We start from the raw sequence: 18,219 nt of genomic DNA, 5'->3' as shown, positions 1-18,219 counted from the left end.
TCTTCTTAACGCACCGCAGCAGTTTCTAAAGATAAATCTTGAAACATGGGTGTGCTGAGATAACGTTCGCCAAAGGAAGGCTGAATCATCACGATTAAACGTCCGGCATTTTCTTTTCGTTTACCTACTTGAATTGCAGCGCACAAAGCTGCACCAGAGGATATCCCAGATAATAAGCCTTCTTCTTTTGCCAAACGTCGTCCATAGGCGATCGCTTGTTCATCGCTGACTCGAATTACTTCATCAACCAATTCTAAACGAAGGACATCTGGGATAAATCCGGCGCCAATACCTTGAATTTTGTGTGGCCCGGCTTCACCACCAGAGAGGACTGGGCTATTGCTGGGTTCAACTGCGATCGCTTTAAAAGTCGGTTTGCGCTGCTTAAGTACTTCGGCAATCCCAGTAATCGTTCCACCAGTACCTACCCCAGCAATGACGATATCTACTTCCCCGTCTGTATCTGTCCAAATTTCTTCGGCGGTGGTTTCTTGGTGAACTTTGGGATTAGCAGGGTTGCGGAACTGTTGCAGCATAAAAGTATCAGGGGTATTAGCCACAATTTCTTCGGCTTTACGAATTGCTCCCCGCATACCCTCAGTTCCTGGTGTCAACTCCAAAGAAGCACCATAAGCCCTAAGCATAGCGCGCCGTTCTTGGCTCATTGTCTCTGGCATGGTCAAAATCAAACGGTAGCCACGCGCTGCTGCTACCATTGCTAGAGCAATTCCTGTATTACCGGAAGTAGGCTCGACTAAAATAGTTTTTCCTGGGGAAATTGAGCCAGCGGCTTCCGCCGAGAGTACCATACTTAACCCAATGCGGTCTTTCACCGAAGCCGCTGGGTTCATCCCTTCTAATTTAACAACTATTCTTGCAACTACTCCCTCAGCTTGAGGAATCTTGTTCAGTTGAACTAAAGGAGTTCGTCCAATTAGTTCTGTGATGTCTTGAGCAATTCGCATTCTTTAACCCCTAAAATCCTAAATCTTAAGTACAGAGTATTTACTTATAACAATAAGCTTTGATGTATTTATTTTGCCATTTAATGTCAATGAGTGCATATACTATATATTCTAACTAAACCACAAAATATGAAAGTTTAGGAAGAACTTTTATGAGATATTCCCATTGATTCTCACTTTCTAAGAGGCTAGCTTACCATTCTTCTATTTTACCATTTGGAATTGCTGACTATTGTCCTTAAGTTGAGATTCAATTTTTATAATTCTGTATATATGAATAGTTTTTTACTTATTTTCTATTTATTCTGAAAATCTAATTTACTTTCAAAATATTTAATTGCTTTTATTAATTTATTAGTCTATCTTTATCGAGAGACATTGATATTTTCTTCTGAGTGCAGATTTTGTCAATTTAAAATTGCATCTAAAACAGTCTTTAACCATTGCCTACATTGCTTTGAGATTGAGTGCAAAAACCCCAGAACCCCACCTCGAAAATACTAGAACCCCGTCCAAAAAACACTAGCACCCATACCCCAATGAATTTTTATAAGACTTATCAGACATGGATTACAGGCTTTGAGTACTATTATAATGAATTTAATAATCTTAACAGGGCTGGGGTAAACTGTTTGGTGGAGAGCGGCTGATATAAATCGTATAGGATTTACGCAGAGATTCCCCTCTACCCCCCAACATTCCTGAGCGAAAGCTTAGTGAACTAGGGGGGACTTCTTAATCTCCCTTTTGAGAGTAGGATGAAACCAGATTCACGAATCAAGTGCGTTCTTTCTGACTGAATAATCCTATGTTTTGTAAAAAGAGTGGTAAGTTTTTATTAGTCAGTATTCAGTAGTGACGAGAAAAATAACTGGCAACTAATGATTGTAAAAATTACCACTAACACATATTTTAATATCAAAACTGTTTGAGAGGTAGAAATTATATACCTACTTTAGATAAACAGCAAAAGATATTTTCTTACTGGGTGCATACTACCTAGCAAGGGAGAGCCAAGATGAAAGCCAAAGTTTTTAATGTTCTCACAGTTTGCGTCGTTACCTTAGCAGTGCTTTCACCAGGACTAGTAGTATTTGGCATAATTTGGGAGCGACATCTAGAGTTAGTAAAACCTCAGAATTTCGCTTACGAAGTTAACAACACAACTACAGATGCTCCCGCCTTGGCTCCCCAGAAAGAGGGTACACATTCCCCTCAGACTAGCATTCAATCCTTCGATCGCAATGTGGTTCATCAAATGCTAACTGTTGCTGAACAATATAAATTTGCCACTATCCTGCAATGGTTCTTCTTGTTAACCCCGATTTGTGTTGGGTTAGGGATTCTCTTTTACGACAGATATCTGGTTCATCGTGCTGCTGTTTTAAAAGAACAAGTTGAAATGTTGGAAAGGCTGTGGCGCCAAAGTATCGAACAGTAACTTATTCACAATTTACTAAAATCAAGAAAATTACCATGACAGAGCAAGAACAACGCCAAAGCTTGTATTTTAATCTGATTGATGAGTTACTCAGATGTCCGAATGGTCAAGAACCAGAAATTTTGGAAGCTAAACCCGAATTGATTGATTCCGGTTTAGTAGAAACAATGTTACAAGTAGCTACTATGTTTGCTCATGAAGGCAATCAAGATGGTGCCCAATTTTTATTTTTTGTGGCACGTGAGCTAGCCAAAGAATTAGGTTTATACCCAGAAGTTCCCAGTACTGAAGTTGCAAATACTGAAGTTGCAAATAAGGAGTAAAAATGCTGTTGACTTCAACGGATGCGGGACAAATAGCTTTAGAACTGCTCATGGCAGACTGGAATATTTCAGAAGAGAACAGAGAGTGGTTTACAATCTTTAACTCTCGTCTGATTGGCGAGAGTTGGTACACTGTGGAACTAGGTATAGAAGGATTTCCCGATCGGTGGTTTATTCAAGTATATGACACTGGAGCGTGCGATCCAAACTATACATTTATTTCACCAATCCGTGGTTCTGAAGGATTTACGGACTTTGTAAATGTACCGGAAATCATAGCAGAGGTCTTAGTTTGTGAACGCAATGCTCGCTAATAATAATTAACAATTCAAAAGTTAGAATTCAATGTTGAGAGATGCTAGTTAAATGCATTCTATTTGAATTCATAATTTTCGATATCAGAGTGAATATACCTAAAAGTTAGGAATTATAGCTAGATAAACTTTCGTCCATTTGCGCGGAATTAAGAAATTTGAAATTCCCACAGTTAGGTTTTTTTATATAGCTAAAAATTCTATTTTTAAAGGTGTTACTAATACTTTGATATTTTCTTGAATATAAAGATGCTTTACGCAAATTTGAGGTGATGCCAAATGAGGTACACCTCTTTTTTTATGTAATATTTAAGCTTTTATTTAAGCTTAATTAGCTATTTTGTCATATTTAATTGATAAAATTATGTTATATTAAATAGCGTGATGGACGCTACAGAAATATCAGTTCCAATGATTGCTGAAGATATCTTAGCCAAAGAATTCACAAGAGTCGTCAACCATTACTACCCGCAAGTTGGAGAATTGCTGGATGGGTGTTATGTGAAAGTCATTACCTGTTTTTGGGGACGACCTGCTAGACGTTTGCAATATATAGGAATTTATTGCTCTGACGAAATGATTTCCTGCGTGCAAGCTCAAAAAGAAATACTCAGAGAAGTAGCTGACAACATGGGTTTAATCCAGGTTGTCTGTATGAATGCCAAGCGATTGTTGCGCGATCCGATGTCGAAGGTCAAAGAGAACAACCCACGTCTATGGTTAGAGTTGCAGTGGGTTGCAACTTAGTGATTCATCAAGAAAGAATTCAGGAATCAGGAGCTAGAATTCAGCATGAATTCTGTGCGACTGGCAAATGAATCAAGAGGTTTAAGACCCCCACTAAATCTTCTCTTTCAGAGACGCTTTGCGAACGATTTAGTGGTCAACAAGAAAGTGATCGGTCTGAATCCCCCACTAATTGATTCTGGATTCTGAATTCTGGCTTCTGAATTCTGCTTCATCACATTAATTGAGAGGGGTAAATTCTTTTGTAGAGAGGACTTTATTCCTCAAATATTTAAGCACGCTTTGTGCTTACTACAAACCTATCGACCACTAGAATAACCAGCACCTACGGTGAATACAAAGTATCAACGCAAGTAATGAAAACTGGAATTTTCTGCAATTACGATAATTTTCACCAAGATGCTCGTCGTGCCATCTTTGAGCAAGTTGCACTGGTAAAACAGGCAGAAAGCTTAGGTTTTGAGGAAGCGTGGGTTAGCGAACACCATTTTAGTGAATCTAATCTCAGCCCGTCCATGTTGGTGTTAATGGCACATTTGGCGGGATTGACTTCAACTATTCAATTAGGCACTGCGGCGGTGTTGCTGCCATTCCATAACCCGATTCGGGTGGCGGAAGATATTGCCACTTTGGATAATCTGTGTAATGGACGATTATTATTTGGAGTTGCTAAAGGTGGCCCCTTTCCTCAACAAAACAAGCATTTTGCGACCCTCCCAAGTGAATCCCGTCCCAAGATGCTAGAGGCGATCGCACTGATTCAAAAGCTCTTATATGAAACTGATGTATCATTTAATGGGCGATATTATCAATGCGATCGCTTAACGATTTACCCAAAACCATTGCAAAGTCAAATACCAGTGTATGTTGCCACTGGTGGTGATGATGGTATTGAGCTTGCTGCTAAACATTCCTTCAGCTTGATGGGTGGACCACCATTTTCTCTAGAGAGATTGAAGGATACTGTTGCTAAATATCGAGCCTTAAATTCTAGTGGTGCGGAAAAATTAGTGCTGGCACGCTTCTTTTTTGTTGGCAAAACATTTGACGAGGCGGTGAGTGAAGCGTTACCTTTCGTTCGCAAATTTAGCCAAAAAATGAAAGCTAATTCGGCTGAATTATTGCAGAATAATCCGAATCCCAACCAAAAACCATTCGACCGCACAAATATTTGTTTCGATGAAGACTATTTGATTGAGAATTCAATTATCGGTGATGTGGAGACTTGTCGAGACAAAATCAAGAAATTTCAGGACGAATTAAATTTAGGTACGCTAGCACTCAAACCCTCGTCTGCGGATTTGCAAAAAAACCTAGAGAGTTTGACGCGCTACAACCAAGAGGTGCGAAATTATGTCTTCTAAACTATACCTGCTTCCTCCCGATGATTTACCTCCCGCTGAGGTAACAAAACAGGATGGAATGCTGCAAATGGAGTTAGAACAGTCTGCTGGTAGATGCTTTTATCTAGCTTGCGATCGCATTACGCGAGTACTGTTATCTAATTGTCAATGGTATCTGACAACAAATGCTAACATCCTCACATTAATTATTGACTGCCCTGACTTAGTATCTTACTGGCATATTGTCAGCAATATTCCCCAGTTGGGTAATCGGTTAGAGCGGTTTGCTAGCAATGGTAAAATCCGCGTTTATCCGCCATTCGGCAAAGGAACGCCGTTTGAAATCAGCGTAAATGAAATATCAGCTTATCGAGATTGGCTTTGAGGTAAATAGAAACTGGGAATCATCTTTACCGCTGTTTTCCACCCTGTACTTTTAAAGTGCAGGGTGTTGTATTTTATGAGAGGTATAATTCATTTTTAAAATTGAATGCAGTTAGTTATTGAAGTAGGAATAACTACTGTAATTTTGGTTTATTTTTGTATTTTGAGACAGAAATATTTAGGCGATCGCTATGTCTACACTCAGTGGTAGTCTAATTAAAAGTGCAGTAGCGATTATCTAAACTTATCTACTTGCTTATGTCCAAACCTGCTGATATCAGCACTAAACGCCTAATCAGTCTTGCGCCCGATAACTGGGTAAAATGGGTAACACAAATTCCCGATGTTATTGTAGGTGAAATTCTCAACTCAGAATTTCAGTGGGTTAGTAGACAAAGTGATGTACTTATCCGTGTCGAAAATCCGCAGTATGGAAAATTTCTAGTTGTCAATGAATTACAACTGCGCTATAAACCGGAAATGCCACGACGGATGCGTGCTTATGCAGCTCTAGCTGAAGAAAAATATAATTTACCTACCTATCCAGTATTAATCAATATTCTTAAAGAAACTAACACAGAAATACCTACAACATATACATCAAATGTTGGAGGCTTAAGAGCAACTCAAGATTATCGGGTGATTAACCTATGGGAAGTTGATGTAAATACTGTCTTTGAAACACCATTACCATCCTTAATTCCATTTGTACCCATCCTCAAAGGCGGTGAAAACGAGGTTGTAATTCGAGAAGCCTTGCAAATTCTGCGTCAAGATGAACAATTAAATCAACTTGAAACAGTTTTGGCTTTTTTTGCTACGTTTGTAATAGAGAGTGCCCTAGTCCAAGAAATCATGAGGTGGGATATGGCTGTGTTGCGTGAGTCGCCTTGGTATCAAGAAATTTTACGTGAAGGAGAAGCACGGGGACGACGAGAGGAATTATATTCAGGTATTGAATTGGCACTGGAGATTAAATTTGGGACTCCTGGCTTAGATTTAATGCCAATCATTTACCAAATCACAGATTTACAGCGATTAAAAGTGATTCAACAGGCTATCAAAACCCTAAATACAGTTGAGGAACTACAGCGAGTTTGTGATTGATTTACTGGTAAAAAAACTTGTTAGAAAAAATACTTCCAGTTTTAATGAACTTCCAGAAGGATTTCATAAGTCACTGACTTAATTTGACAGGTTTTAGTTTAAACGCAGAGGTAAGCTAAAGAAAGCGCAGAGGGGCGCAGAGTTTTTACTATAATGATGCAGTTAACCATTTATACCAATTTTCTAACCCAGCACCAGTAGTTGCAGAAACCTGAAAAATCTGAATTTTAGGATTTATTTGCATAGCATATTCTATACACTTTTGAACATCAAAATCTATATAAGGTAGCAAATCAATTTTTGTGATAATCATGATGTTACTAGCACGAAAGATATGCGGGTATTTTAGCGGCTTATCTTCTCCCTCTGTAACAGAGAGAATTACAACTTTTGCATTTTCTCCTAAATCAAATAAGGCTGGACAAACTAAATTTCCGACATTTTCAATCATCACAACTGAGCTTAATGGCGGATTCAGTTGTTGTAAACCTCTTTCTATCATTGAGGCATCTAAATGACAGCCTGTTCCGGTGTTTATTTGAATGACTTTAGAACCTGTTTCTTTAATTTTTTTAGCATCGTTAGCAGTTTCTTGGTCGCCTTCAATGACACTAATAGATAATTGATGCTTTAAATCATTGATAGTTCGCGTTAAAAGAGTTGTTTTTCCAGCACCGGGAGAACTCATTAAATTTAAAGCAAGAATATTTCGACCTTTAAACCATCCTCTATTTTGGGCAGCTAGTAGGTTATTTTTTGCTAATATATTCTGTTCTAAAGATATTGTTGTGTTGTGTATTTTTGCATGAATTTGAGGCGCTTCTATATGAGTGTCATGACTGTGGGAGTGAGTGATGACAGTACCATCTGGTAAAGTGTGAGTATGGTTATATTGAGCTTCACCTGTTTCTAAATTTGTAATTTTTATTTCGCCATCATCAGAACAACCGCAGGTTACACACATAATTCCTCTATTTCTATTTCTTTAATTTTAAGTTCTTCACCAGTAATTAAATCTAATTCCACGCTACCGCAGTTACAGATTCCAAATGGTTTATCTAAATAAATTTCTGCACTACATTGGCGACATCTCCCTAAACCTGGAATTTCTAAAATTTCTAATGTTGCCCCTTCTAAAACTGTACCCTGAGTGCAAATATCAAAACAAAATCGGATAGCGTCAGGCATAATGGCTGAAAGTTTGCCAATTTCTAATAAAACTCGCTGCACTTTTGCGCCTTTGGCATGTTCAGTCACAATTGCCACAATATTTTGGGTAATTCCAAGTTCGTGCATACTATAAAATTTATTAACAAATTCGTGGTAATTGGTCGCCTACTAACATATCAACAATCCTTTCAGCACCAAAAACTGTTTTTAACAATACAATACCTGGGGGTGAAGGTATAACTTCGCCAATAATACAAGCATCTTTTCCGGCTGGATGAGATTTCATAGCTGATAAAACGTTTTCAGCATTCTTTTTTGGAACCACTATAACAAACTTACCTTCATTAGCTAAATACAACGGGTCTAAACCAAGAATTTCGCAAACTCCATTGACTTCTTCCCGTACTGGAATAGATTCTTCGTATAGACGAATTCCCACATCGGAACTGAGGGCGAATTCATTTAGTACTGTAGCTAAACCACCGCGCGTAGCATCTCGCATAGCGTGAATTTGGGGACATGTACGGAGGATAGTTTCTACTAAATTATGTAATGGCTGACAATCACTTTCAATATTAGTTTCTAGGGCTAATTCGCCACGGGCAATTAAAATTGCTGTTCCATGATTGCCTATTTCGCCATTAATGATTATTGCATCTCCAGGTTTAATATTTTGGGCAGAAATATTAACTCCTCTTGGAATGATACCAATACCAGCAGTATTAATAAAGAGTTTATCGGCAGCACCACGATGTACAACTTTTGTGTCACCAGTGACAATTTGAATACTCGCTTTTTCTGCGGCTATTTTCATGCTGGCTGCAACACGCCGCAAAGTTTCTACGGGTAATCCTTCTTCTAAAATTACGCTACAAGTTATATATAAGGGTTTAGCACCACTAACAGCTAAATCATTAACTGTACCGTTGACGGCTAATTCTCCTATATCGCTACCGGGGAAAAATAATGGGTCTACTACATAAGAATCTGTTGTAAATGCAAGTCTGTCTCCTTGTTGGAGGAGAGGGGCTAAGTTGAAAGTGGCTTGGTCTTCTAATTGGGAGAGAATTGGGTTATCAAAATTGCTGACAAAGATATCATCTATTAAATCGCGCATGGCTTTACCACCACTGCCATGTGCGAGGGTTATATGAGTGTCTTGCACTTTGGTTTGGTGACGACGAACTTTTTCTAGTTTTTCAAATAGAGGATTTTGTATTGAGTTTGTGGGGGGAATATTCATATTTAAATTTTTTTAAACGCAAAGTAATGCAGAGGGAAGCGCAGAGGTACGCGGAGTATTATTAGTCTGAGGAAAAGCCGCAGGCGGGGAGGGGTTCTTGAGTTATTTTTGGTTTTTGGGCGATTGTTTTTTTGGCAGTTGTGGAGAGTCGCCCGTATTTGTAATAGGCTGCGCAAGCACCTTCGGAAGATACCATGCAAGTACCGATTGGCGTTTCTGGTGTGCAAGCTGTACCGAATACTTTACACTCCCAAGGTTTTAAAACTCCTTTGAGGATTTCTCCACATTTACAAGCTTTATGGTCGGCTACTTTGAGGTTAGGAATGGTATATTTAAGTTCGGCATCAAATTGGGCATATTCAGGTTGAATTTTTAATCCTGAATAGGGTATGTCACCTAAACCGCGCCAATCAAAACTATCTCGCACGGCGAAAACTTTATTTATAGCCTGTAGTGCTACTGTATTCCCAGTTTTTTCTACAATTCGGTTATATTGGTTTTCGACTTCACAACGATTTTCTACTAACTGCTGCAATAGCATCCAAATTGATTGGAGAATATCTAAGGGTTCAAATCCTGAAACGACTATCGGCTTATTATATTGTTGGGAAATAAATTGATAAGGGTCAGTGCCAATTACCATACTGACATGGCCAGGCCCAACAAATCCATCCAGTTGTAAGTCGGGATTATCTAATAGTGCTTTGAGGGCGGGAATCACGAGGACGTGATTGCTAAACATACTAAAGTTATGAAGTTTTTCGGCAGCTGCTTGCAGAATGGTGAAGGCGGTGCTGGGGGCTGTGGTTTCAAAGCCTAATGCGAAGAAAACTATTTCTTTGTCGGAATTATCTCTGGCAATTTGTAGGCTATCTAGGGGAGAGTACACCATACGGATGTCTGCACCTTGTGCCCTAGCTTGCAGTAAACTCGTTTGGGAACCGGGAACTCGCATTGCGTCGCCAAAGGTGGCAAAAATGACGTTATGATTTTGAGATATGGCGATCGCATCATCTAATCTCCCTTTTGGCATTACGCATACTGGACAACCAGGCCCATGAATTAGTTCGATGGTTTGGGGTAATATTTCTTCGATGCCGTATTTAAATATGGAATGGGTATGTCCGCCACATACTTCCATAATTTTGATGGGTTTTTCTAGTCGATGGCATAATTTGGCGATTTCGCGGCATAACGCTTCAGCTTTTTCCGGTTCGCGGAATTCGTCAACATATTTCATAGGAAGTGAGGAGTAATGATTTTTATGTATCTGTTAATTTCGCTTTTCTGGTAGTGTTTGTGCTGCTAATTCTTGGAAGAGTTGTAATGTTTCTGCCGCTTCTTCTTCATTAATTCGATTCATCGCAAAGCCAACATGCACTAGTACCCAATCACCGACACAAGCTTCGGGAGGATGTTGTTCATCTACGATACAAGCAATATTTACTTCGCGCTTAACACCACCAATGCTAACTATGGCTAATTTATGGTTAACGTTGGTAATTTCTATAATTTTTCCGGGGATTCCTAAGCACATTTCTTTATTTTTTAGGGTAAATTAACCGCAGAGGCGCCAAGAAAACAGAAAAAACTATTTGTGAGAAAAATTTTTCAAATATCAACACTCATGTATTAATTGTGCGGCGGCAATAACTGCTTGTCCTAAAGATAAGCCGCCGTCATTAGCTGGAACTAAGCTATGAGTAAGTACTTTTATTCCCAATGTTTGTAATCGTTTGCTAACTTGCTCTAATAATATACAATTTTGAAATACTCCTCCTGTTAAAACTACCCGATCAATCAGATTTTCTTGACTAAGATGCTTAACCATTTCCACAATCGCATTTGCTAAACCTTTGTGAAATTTGGCAGCTATAACTGGCTGGGGAATCTGCTGCTGTAAGTCATTTAGCAAGGCTTGCCACATTGAACGCGGGTCTATACAGTAAATACTATCTAAAAAGCCAAAACTAAAAGGGTAGATTAGCGTTTCTTTATCATTATTTAAGCTGCTAACATCTACTATAGCTTCCATTGCGATCGCAGCTTGTCCTTCATAGCTACATTCTTCTCTATAAATACCGATAGCCGCCGCCACTGCATCGAACAATCGCCCCACTGATGAAGCTGGAGGAGAGTTAATTCTTTTCTCTATAAGTTGATTTAGTAGTTGAAGTGGCTTGTTTTTCAGAAATTTTACGATTTCTAAGTCAAGATACTTTTGTTCGCAATCATTCCAAAGATTAGCAGCTACTAATTGAGCATAAGTATTACGCCAAGGCTGATAAATAGCTTGTTCGCCACCAATCATTGCTACTGGTTTAAATGTTGCGAGTCGTTTAAAACTTCGGTAATCTGCTAAAAGAAATTCTCCACCCCAGAGTGTACTATCATCGCCGTAACCTAAACCATCTAAAGCAATACCTAATATTGGAGATGAATCTAGAGAAATCCCATTTTCTGCCATACAAGCGGCAATATGGGCATGATGATGTTGAATGTGATAAATTTTGATTTTATTTGTGTCTGCAAGTTCTTTACCAAGTTTGCTTGATAGATACTCAGGATGTTTATCAATGGCGATTACTTCTGGTTGATGTTCAAATAAATTTAAGTATAAATTTAAATTTTCTCGGTAAGCGTTGAAAGCAGCAGCATTTTCTAAATCTCCTAAATGTTGAGAGAGAATTGCTTCTCTTTCACTCAATAAGCAAAAGGTATTTTTTAACTCACTGCCCATTGCTAAAATTTGCGGTACTTTGTGAAATTCCAGTGGTAAACTAATTGATGCTGGTGCATATCCTCTGGCACGGCGAATTGTTTGAACCTTATCACCGACAACACGCACAACCGAATCATCTACCCGATTAATAATCTCTCGATTGTGAAAGAGAAAATAATCAGCAATTGTTCCTAACTTTTCTCTTGCTTCGTCATTATCAATACATTGTGGTTCATCAGCAAGATTGCCACTTGTTAAAACAATTGGGCGATTCATCCGCCGCAGAATTAAATGATGCAGGGGCGTATAAGGAAGCATAAAACCAAGAGTATTTTGCCCTGATGCTATCGATGGCGCTACTACTTTTTTACCTGTCGCTTGTAATAAAACAATTGGTGCAGCAGAACTTGTTAATAATTCTTTTTCTTTGGCGTTGATACTGCAATATTCTTCAATTACCTCAATATTTCGCGCCATTAAAGCAAAAGGTTTATGATAACGCTTTTTTCGCTGACGCAGTTTTTGTACAACGGTTTCCTGTGTTGCATCGCAAGCTAGATGAATACCACCTAACCCCTTAATTGCCACAATCTCACCTTTTTGCAACAAAGTACAAACAGCATCAACATCATCCAACATCGAAAACATAGAAGCAGTAACCGATTTGCCATCGGCGCGTTCTAACCAAGCTGCGGGGCCGCAAACATGACAAGCTATAGGTTGGGCGTGAAAACGTCGATTTTCGACATCATAATATTCCTTTTTACATTCTGAACACATCGCAAACGCAGACATACTGGTATTGCATCTGTCATAAGGAATGGCACGAATAATACTCAGGCGGGGGCCGCAATGAGTGCAATTAGTAAAGGGGTAGCGATAAAAGCGGCTAAAAGGGTCGAATATTTCTTGTTGACATTGCGGACAAGTAGCTGCGTCAGGAGTAATTTCTGTTTTAATGACATTATTGACACTAGTAGAAATTACAAAATCATCAAATTTAAATTCACCTTCATAAGGAGTTCTGATTAGTTGATTAATTCTTGCCAACGGCGGACATTCTGTTTGCAATCTAGCAACAAATTTGGTTATTGCTTCCTCACTACCAGATACCCGAATTAATACACCTTCACCATCATTACAAACATCTCCACCCAAACCGCAAGCTTTAGCCAGACGATATACAGTAGGACGAAATCCTACCCCCTGAACAGTACCGCCAACTCTAATTTCTTCAGTCGCCATATAAATCTGACTTTCAAAAATTACGAATTACGAATTATTAAACTGCCACAGCAAAATTCGGTTATTTCCAGAATCAGCTATCACTGCTGTATTACCGCAAATTTTTATCCCGTAACACCAATTTAAGCTATCTCGTTTAGGTAGTCCGAAATTACGATTTTCACCTTTACTTTGAAAATTTATTTGTCCTGCTAACCCATCTGCCATTACACCTTGCAGTGATAAAATTGATTCTGGCTTTCTCCATCCTAACAACCGGGAATTAGCAGTATCTGCAACTACTAACCAGTCGCCAGCCACACCGACACCATAAGGCATACTCAAACTACTAGCACTAGGATAATAAACTCCTTGATTCATTTCCACAAAATCAAAGTTTTTTTGTCCTAAAATCACTGCACAAGGGGCATTATTTTCTGTTGGTATTCCCTGCCAAATCATCACTCGGTGATTACCTGCATCGCTGACAACTAAATTTTCTCCCCAAAAGGTGATATCGTGACACCAACGCATACTCGCTGCGGTTGCAGAAGCACCGCCGTTTTCATTGCGAGATATCATATCCGGTTGTCCCAAAACTAAATCAGCAGGTTGACCATTTTCTGTTGGTAATTGATGCCAAATTAATATCCTTCGATTACCAGTATCGGCAATAAATAGCCGTCCTTGATGATAAAAAACACCATAAGGCCAGTGCATTGTATTAGCAGATGCTTGTTGACTTCCCCGATTTGCTTCATTATCAATAAAATTAGCTTGTCCTAATACCAAATCGGCTGGAACATTGTTATCTTCTGGTAAATTTTTCCAAATTAAAACTCGATGATTCCAAGCATCTGCTACAGCTAATCCTTCACCACAAGCACAAATCCCTGTAGGGACACTTAAAGTTGCGCTTCCCGGTGTACTTTTAGCATTTTGCCCTTCATGATAAAAATCAGGTTGTCCAATAACCCAATCAGCAGGTTGACTATCTCTTGTGGGTAATTTTTTCCATCCTAATAATCGATGATGTCCGGTATCTGATACCCATAAAGGCCCATTTGATAACAAACAAGCACCACGAGGCCCAAACATTGTTATGGGACTAGGTGCTATAGGTATCACTAATTGTTGTGGTTCAAGAATATTGCCTAAAATTACCTCTGCACCTTGAGATGAGAGAGGTAAATATTGAGAAATTTCTGTTACTTCTAGCGGTAGTTGTGATATGGGATGATTTATAATTGGAATATCCATGAACCGCAGATAGACGCTGATAATTATTTAAAAACATTAATATGAATCGGCGTGTAACAACAGTAACGATTTTCATTATATTTTTTTAAATTAAGTGAAAAAAAGTTTAAGAGACTTGCCTATTAATCACTCTTGAAAATTATCAGAGCTTACGCGAAAATAATGTAACTTTGTCATTAAGAGCGATAGCGAAGTAATCCCCTTTGACGCCCTTGATTGCTTTCATACAATCCGTTTCGGTTGCAATGACAATATCGACGTTGTGTAAGTCCTAATTATACAGCAATTTGCAAGTACATGAGGTACAAAATATAGGATTCACGCATCAGATATAAACAGTTTCTACCTTTGTCTCCTACCTTCAAACCCGTAGCTTTGTACTTCATACAAAAGAAAACTGCTGTATCTCTCCTTCTGTCGCTTTTACTACACAGGAATATTTTGCATGAGTACGCAATATACTTAAAAAAGAAAGTAAAAGCTAGTTTTGCTTGCGGAAAACACTAAAATGAGTAAGTCAAAGTTAGTTTTGCTTGCGGAAAACACTAAAATGAGTAAGTCAAAGCTGATTTTGAGTAAGTCAAAGTTGATTTTGCTTTCTCAAAACCCTAAAATGAACAACTAAATTACACAAATCAGAGAAGATTGTCAAATATTGACAAAGCATTTAGATATTTTGCTTACACACAAGGCTAAAGTGAATGTGCGAACTACTGATATGAAAAAGCAAAATAGCTGTAATTTCCTAATTATCAAGTATATTTGCCGAACTGTGACTTTCGTATCATAATTGTTGCAGTTTCACAAAAACCTTATCATCTTTAATTTTTACCGGATACGACTGAAGTGAAACATCAGGTGCAGTCAAACATTCACCTGTCTCTAACTTGTACTGAAATCCGTGGAAAGGACAGGTAATAATACCATTTTCAACTTTACCTCGATCTAGGGTAGAACCTAGATGAGTGCAAGCATTACGGTAACATTTTACTATAATACCTTGACGGTGTAAAATTAGGGAATTACCAGCAAGTTGTACTGCCAATACACTAAATTCAGGAATCTGTTCAATAGTCGCTACCTTGATCCAAGTAGAAGTTATTTTTGAAGAGAATGGACTAATTAAACCAAAACTTGCATTGTTAACAACAGGGTTATTATTAACCGCAACCACTCTAGTTATTTCGGGACAATAATTTTTGATTGCTTGTTCTACTCCCTGAGATAAAGTTAAAGTTGAAGCCGGACAACTGCTGCAAGTTCCGATTAATTTGACTTCTACTGTATCTGGGGGCTTAATTGCTACTAGTTCTACATCCCCATTATGGCTTTTTAAACCTGGGCGAACTTCTTCAAGGGCTGTTTGAATTCGCTGTGCTAATGGTGGTTTTGGTGGTTTTACTAGTTCGTGATAAAGCAAAACTGCGTAAACGACTTCATCAGTCACAGCATGACGCAAACCTGACATTGATTCTTGCTTGAGGCTTTTAATTAAACTAGTCAATGCTGCCTTATGCAAAGCTTCAATTGCCCTTTTTAGACCAACTGCTACACACCGTTGGCTTTCATCCCACTCGGATATAATTGCCTCAAAGCGGTTAATTTCTCGAACTAATTCTTCAAGGTTTGTCATTAGTCATTGGGTATGAAGAACAGACAAGGTAGACAAGGAAGAGGGGGAATACTTGGGAGAGATTTGTTCAATAATTCCCCTTGTCCCTCACTCATTACTCATTACTCATTACTCATTACTCAGCACTTTTTAGAGGCATTGGTTATTCATAAATCAATACGGTTCAGTTAAGGGTTATTGGTGTAGGTACTTGGTCTTTGAAGACGCGATAAATCGCGTCTCTACATGAGGTTTTTGGGCTTATCTGAACCACATTGATTCATAAATGACCAATAATAAATTACTTCATTTTGAAATCTTTGAGGAGAAATGGCATAATCAAGCCCGTCACGAGGCTAGATAATGTTATTGGTAAGTAGAAAGGAATGTCGATTTGTGCAAACAACACGAGTAGTAACGAACCTATAGCAGTAGCAATAGCAGTTCGTTGAACAAAATACATTGGATCGCGCAGTAATTTTCCTTTGAAAAATAACTTGGCAGAAAACCAGCCAATTTCTAACATATTTACTCCTAATAGTTTATCAATAAATTTAGGATTACAAACCCTAAGAGAATAGCAGGAATTACACCAGCAGGGGCAAACAATGCACCAAGCATTGCTGAAAACTGATAGCCAATATCTTTTCCAGCTAACAGCATTCCACCAATAGCACCACCAACCATAGACAAAGCTGTTGCTATGATTATCCAGACTAATTCTGTTGCTATGTTCAAGTCACCATCTGCTAAACTTGTGAGAAAATCTCTTAGAGAAGGGCTTGTTAAAATATCTCTCATGCTGTTTTTTTCCTGATAATTAGAGAAGTGGGCAGTAGAAGTAGAGAGATGAGGGAGCAGGGAGAGAAATCAATTCAAAATTCAAAATTCAAAATTCAAAATTAAAGAACTTCTCCTTTTGTGACCAATGATCAATGACAAATGCCCAATGCCCAATCACAAATGCCCTATTCCCTATTAACTATTTCTGCTTCAACATCTTGTAGAGCTTGAGCTACTATCTCTGCTTGTTCTATTTGTTGATTTTGGGTAAATATTTCAAAAGCTTGTTGATAGTAAATACGTGCTTGTGAGAGATTTTTAGGATTGTCAAGTTCTGGTTTTTCTGAGTTGTCGGGTAAGTTGAATAAGGCGTTGGCTTTGTTTGAAATTGTGTTAGCATACTCTAGAGGTGTATCTTGGAGATTACGCACTTTTAGCGCCTCATCATAAGCTGCGATCGCCCGCAAGTTATTCTCTACAGGATGGGAACTCACTAAATATTGCAAAGCGTTACCTAAATTATTTTGCAACATCGCATATTCTCTGGGATGATCGATTAGATTAATATGCTTTAGTGCCACCTCAAATGATTGCACAGCTAATCCTTGACGCAAGTATTCCCGTTCTGATGCTAGGGGCATAGAAAGGTAAGCGATCGCAATATTGTTATACAAAATCGCGTATTCCTGGGGGTAATCTTCCCAAGTAAACACCCGCAAAGCCTCATGATAAGCCTGGATGCTGTCGGTTATCCGTGCCAAATTGAACGGTACAAGCGATTGCAACACCAGCCCAAAATTCATCTGCGTCTCTGCTACTTCCTCTGGTGAAGCTAATTCCTGTAAAATTGGCAGTGCTTCTTCATAACCTGCTTTCGCTTGCATCAACAGTTGGTAGTCAGCATCCGGTATTGCCTGTAACGTCCCCGCCATCCCTACTTGCGCCCTGGCTTTCAGTAGGAGATACTCCTCACCACACATTTCATAGGCCCGGTAATATAAGCCAACTGCATTCCGCAAGTCTTGGGCAGTTTTGGGCTTTTTTTGAAAACCCTGTGCTATCTCAATCAGCATTTGAATTTTTTCTTCTGCTGAGGCTGACTCCGATGCAACAGCTGCTACCGCAGCCTTCACCGCTGAATCTGTAATGCTGGGGGTCATAACTCTGCCGTACTCTAGCCAATTGGGAATTGAGTCTGTTAACACCCATGAATGATGGAGATACGTAAACGCATTTCATCACGGGCCATACTGATTTACGCAGGCTTCGAGTCCTTTAGGCGGAATTCCCCTTTTTGTCTGAGCTAAAGGCTAAGGATTAGGAAAAGATTTGATTCCATGTCCAATATCCAATACCCCATGCCCAATCAATTTTTTTACTATAAAACACCCTATTTATAAAATTCTAGGGGGAAATTGCTAATATTAATGTCAGTTTTAAACACCTAATATTTTTTAAATACTTTTTGTATCATCATTTGACACAATCCGAATATTCTTTATTGAATTGTTGACATACTTATATGCACTATAGGAATCATATTTGATTTCTGAAAAAGACTACGAGATAATACGGAGGAAG

At 38.7% G+C, this 18,219-nt stretch carries 19 protein-coding genes; 7 read left to right on the top strand and 12 right to left on the bottom strand.

Features of this window, described 5'->3' with window-relative positions:
- Positions 1-5 precede the first annotated feature (5 nt).
- Positions 6-965 carry a cysteine synthase A gene (gene cysK, locus RM368_RS31725; RefSeq protein WP_322697730.1) on the bottom strand — a complete coding sequence of 320 codons (960 nt, stop codon included), beginning with the start codon at positions 963-965 and terminating at the stop codon, positions 6-8.
- A gap of 1,018 nt (positions 966-1,983) precedes the next feature.
- Between cysK and RM368_RS31720 the strand changes: the two genes are divergently transcribed.
- From RM368_RS31720 to RM368_RS31690, 7 genes are all read left to right on the top strand, one after another.
- A complete protein-coding gene (locus RM368_RS31720; protein ID WP_322697729.1) occupies positions 1,984-2,406 on the top strand; it encodes a hypothetical protein in 423 nt (140 codons plus the stop codon).
- 35 nt (positions 2,407-2,441) lie between these two features.
- On the top strand, positions 2,442-2,729 hold the full coding sequence (locus RM368_RS31715) for a hypothetical protein (RefSeq protein ID WP_322697728.1): 288 nt from the start codon (positions 2,442-2,444) through the stop codon (positions 2,727-2,729).
- 2 nt (positions 2,730-2,731) lie between these two features.
- Positions 2,732-3,043 carry a hypothetical protein gene (locus tag RM368_RS31710; protein WP_322697727.1) on the top strand — a complete coding sequence of 104 codons (312 nt, stop codon included), beginning with the start codon at positions 2,732-2,734 and terminating at the stop codon, positions 3,041-3,043.
- A gap of 384 nt (positions 3,044-3,427) precedes the next feature.
- Positions 3,428-3,790, top strand: coding sequence for a hypothetical protein (locus RM368_RS31705; RefSeq protein ID WP_069068421.1), 363 nt, complete (start codon positions 3,428-3,430; stop codon positions 3,788-3,790).
- A gap of 356 nt (positions 3,791-4,146) precedes the next feature.
- Entirely contained in the window at positions 4,147-5,154 is a 1,008-nt protein-coding gene (locus RM368_RS31700; RefSeq protein ID WP_322697745.1) for an LLM class flavin-dependent oxidoreductase, read from the top strand.
- On the top strand, positions 5,144-5,518 hold the full coding sequence (locus RM368_RS31695) for a hypothetical protein (RefSeq protein ID WP_322697726.1): 375 nt from the start codon (positions 5,144-5,146) through the stop codon (positions 5,516-5,518). Before RM368_RS31700 ends, RM368_RS31695 begins: the two co-directional genes overlap by 11 nt.
- A 257-nt stretch (positions 5,519-5,775) precedes the next feature.
- Complete coding sequence (locus tag RM368_RS31690) at positions 5,776-6,624, top strand: Rpn family recombination-promoting nuclease/putative transposase (protein ID WP_322697725.1); 849 nt, start codon at positions 5,776-5,778, stop codon at positions 6,622-6,624.
- A 148-nt stretch (positions 6,625-6,772) separates the two neighbouring features.
- Here RM368_RS31690 and hypB read toward each other — a convergent pair whose 3' ends face one another.
- The 11 genes from hypB to RM368_RS31635 form a co-directional block, all read right to left on the bottom strand.
- Entirely contained in the window at positions 6,773-7,588 is an 816-nt protein-coding gene (gene hypB / locus RM368_RS31685) for a hydrogenase nickel incorporation protein HypB (protein WP_322697724.1), read from the bottom strand.
- Complete coding sequence (gene hypA / locus RM368_RS31680) at positions 7,579-7,920, bottom strand: hydrogenase maturation nickel metallochaperone HypA (protein WP_322697723.1); 342 nt, start codon at positions 7,918-7,920, stop codon at positions 7,579-7,581. Before hypA ends, hypB begins: the two co-directional genes overlap by 10 nt.
- A 13-nt stretch (positions 7,921-7,933) precedes the next feature.
- The gene (gene hypE, locus RM368_RS31675) at positions 7,934-9,037 is read right to left on the bottom strand and encodes a hydrogenase expression/formation protein HypE (protein WP_322697722.1); all 1,104 of its coding nucleotides are present in this window, start codon (positions 9,035-9,037) and stop codon (positions 7,934-7,936) included.
- 61 nt (positions 9,038-9,098) lie between these two features.
- Complete coding sequence (gene hypD / locus RM368_RS31670; protein ID WP_322697721.1) at positions 9,099-10,277, bottom strand: hydrogenase formation protein HypD; 1,179 nt, start codon at positions 10,275-10,277, stop codon at positions 9,099-9,101.
- 33 nt (positions 10,278-10,310) lie between these two features.
- Positions 10,311-10,574 carry a HypC/HybG/HupF family hydrogenase formation chaperone gene (locus RM368_RS31665; RefSeq protein WP_322697720.1) on the bottom strand — a complete coding sequence of 88 codons (264 nt, stop codon included), beginning with the start codon at positions 10,572-10,574 and terminating at the stop codon, positions 10,311-10,313.
- 81 nt (positions 10,575-10,655) lie between these two features.
- A complete protein-coding gene (gene hypF, locus RM368_RS31660) occupies positions 10,656-13,004 on the bottom strand; it encodes a carbamoyltransferase HypF (RefSeq protein WP_322697719.1) in 2,349 nt (782 codons plus the stop codon).
- A gap of 27 nt (positions 13,005-13,031) precedes the next feature.
- Positions 13,032-14,243 carry a hypothetical protein gene (locus RM368_RS31655; RefSeq protein WP_322697718.1) on the bottom strand — a complete coding sequence of 404 codons (1,212 nt, stop codon included), beginning with the start codon at positions 14,241-14,243 and terminating at the stop codon, positions 13,032-13,034.
- A 784-nt stretch (positions 14,244-15,027) separates the two neighbouring features.
- The gene (locus RM368_RS31650; RefSeq protein ID WP_322697717.1) at positions 15,028-15,876 is read right to left on the bottom strand and encodes a NifU family protein; all 849 of its coding nucleotides are present in this window, start codon (positions 15,874-15,876) and stop codon (positions 15,028-15,030) included.
- A 280-nt stretch (positions 15,877-16,156) separates the two neighbouring features.
- The gene (locus RM368_RS31645) at positions 16,157-16,381 is read right to left on the bottom strand and encodes a hypothetical protein (protein WP_322697716.1); all 225 of its coding nucleotides are present in this window, start codon (positions 16,379-16,381) and stop codon (positions 16,157-16,159) included.
- A gap of 8 nt (positions 16,382-16,389) precedes the next feature.
- Positions 16,390-16,656, bottom strand: coding sequence for a hypothetical protein (locus RM368_RS31640; protein WP_322697715.1), 267 nt, complete (start codon positions 16,654-16,656; stop codon positions 16,390-16,392).
- Between the two features lie 167 nt (positions 16,657-16,823).
- Positions 16,824-17,798: a hypothetical protein gene (locus tag RM368_RS31635; protein ID WP_322697744.1), complete on the bottom strand. Its 975-nt coding sequence runs from the start codon at positions 17,796-17,798 to the stop codon at positions 16,824-16,826.
- Positions 17,799-18,219: the final 421 nt, after the last annotated feature.

Origin of the sequence: Nostoc sp. DedSLP03, assembly GCF_034530815.1 — a bacterium.
Classification (GTDB): Bacteria; Cyanobacteriota; Cyanobacteriia; order Cyanobacteriales; family Nostocaceae; genus Nostoc.
This window is presented reverse-complemented; position numbering and strand designations above follow the sequence as displayed.

Coding starts and splice junctions, on each gene's coding strand:
- RM368_RS31655 (WP_322697718.1), bottom strand. CDS start 14,243: ATGGATATTCCAATTATAAATCATCCCATATCACAACTACCGCTAGAA.
- cysK (WP_322697730.1), bottom strand. CDS start 965: ATGCGAATTGCTCAAGACATCACAGAACTAATTGGACGAACTCCTTTA.
- RM368_RS31645 (WP_322697716.1), bottom strand. CDS start 16,381: ATGTTAGAAATTGGCTGGTTTTCTGCCAAGTTATTTTTCAAAGGAAAA.
- RM368_RS31705 (WP_069068421.1), top strand. CDS start 3,428: ATGGACGCTACAGAAATATCAGTTCCAATGATTGCTGAAGATATCTTA.
- RM368_RS31715 (WP_322697728.1), top strand. CDS start 2,442: ATGACAGAGCAAGAACAACGCCAAAGCTTGTATTTTAATCTGATTGAT.
- hypE (WP_322697722.1), bottom strand. CDS start 9,037: ATGAATATTCCCCCCACAAACTCAATACAAAATCCTCTATTTGAAAAA.
- RM368_RS31635 (WP_322697744.1), bottom strand. CDS start 17,798: ATGACCCCCAGCATTACAGATTCAGCGGTGAAGGCTGCGGTAGCAGCT.
- hypB (WP_322697724.1), bottom strand. CDS start 7,588: ATGTGTGTAACCTGCGGTTGTTCTGATGATGGCGAAATAAAAATTACA.
- RM368_RS31695 (WP_322697726.1), top strand. CDS start 5,144: ATGTCTTCTAAACTATACCTGCTTCCTCCCGATGATTTACCTCCCGCT.
- RM368_RS31710 (WP_322697727.1), top strand. CDS start 2,732: ATGCTGTTGACTTCAACGGATGCGGGACAAATAGCTTTAGAACTGCTC.
- RM368_RS31640 (WP_322697715.1), bottom strand. CDS start 16,656: ATGAGAGATATTTTAACAAGCCCTTCTCTAAGAGATTTTCTCACAAGT.
- hypD (WP_322697721.1), bottom strand. CDS start 10,277: ATGAAATATGTTGACGAATTCCGCGAACCGGAAAAAGCTGAAGCGTTA.
- RM368_RS31690 (WP_322697725.1), top strand. CDS start 5,776: ATGTCCAAACCTGCTGATATCAGCACTAAACGCCTAATCAGTCTTGCG.
- RM368_RS31665 (WP_322697720.1), bottom strand. CDS start 10,574: ATGTGCTTAGGAATCCCCGGAAAAATTATAGAAATTACCAACGTTAAC.
- hypF (WP_322697719.1), bottom strand. CDS start 13,004: ATGGCGACTGAAGAAATTAGAGTTGGCGGTACTGTTCAGGGGGTAGGA.
- RM368_RS31700 (WP_322697745.1), top strand. CDS start 4,147: ATGAAAACTGGAATTTTCTGCAATTACGATAATTTTCACCAAGATGCT.
- RM368_RS31650 (WP_322697717.1), bottom strand. CDS start 15,876: ATGACAAACCTTGAAGAATTAGTTCGAGAAATTAACCGCTTTGAGGCA.
- hypA (WP_322697723.1), bottom strand. CDS start 7,920: ATGCACGAACTTGGAATTACCCAAAATATTGTGGCAATTGTGACTGAA.
- RM368_RS31720 (WP_322697729.1), top strand. CDS start 1,984: ATGAAAGCCAAAGTTTTTAATGTTCTCACAGTTTGCGTCGTTACCTTA.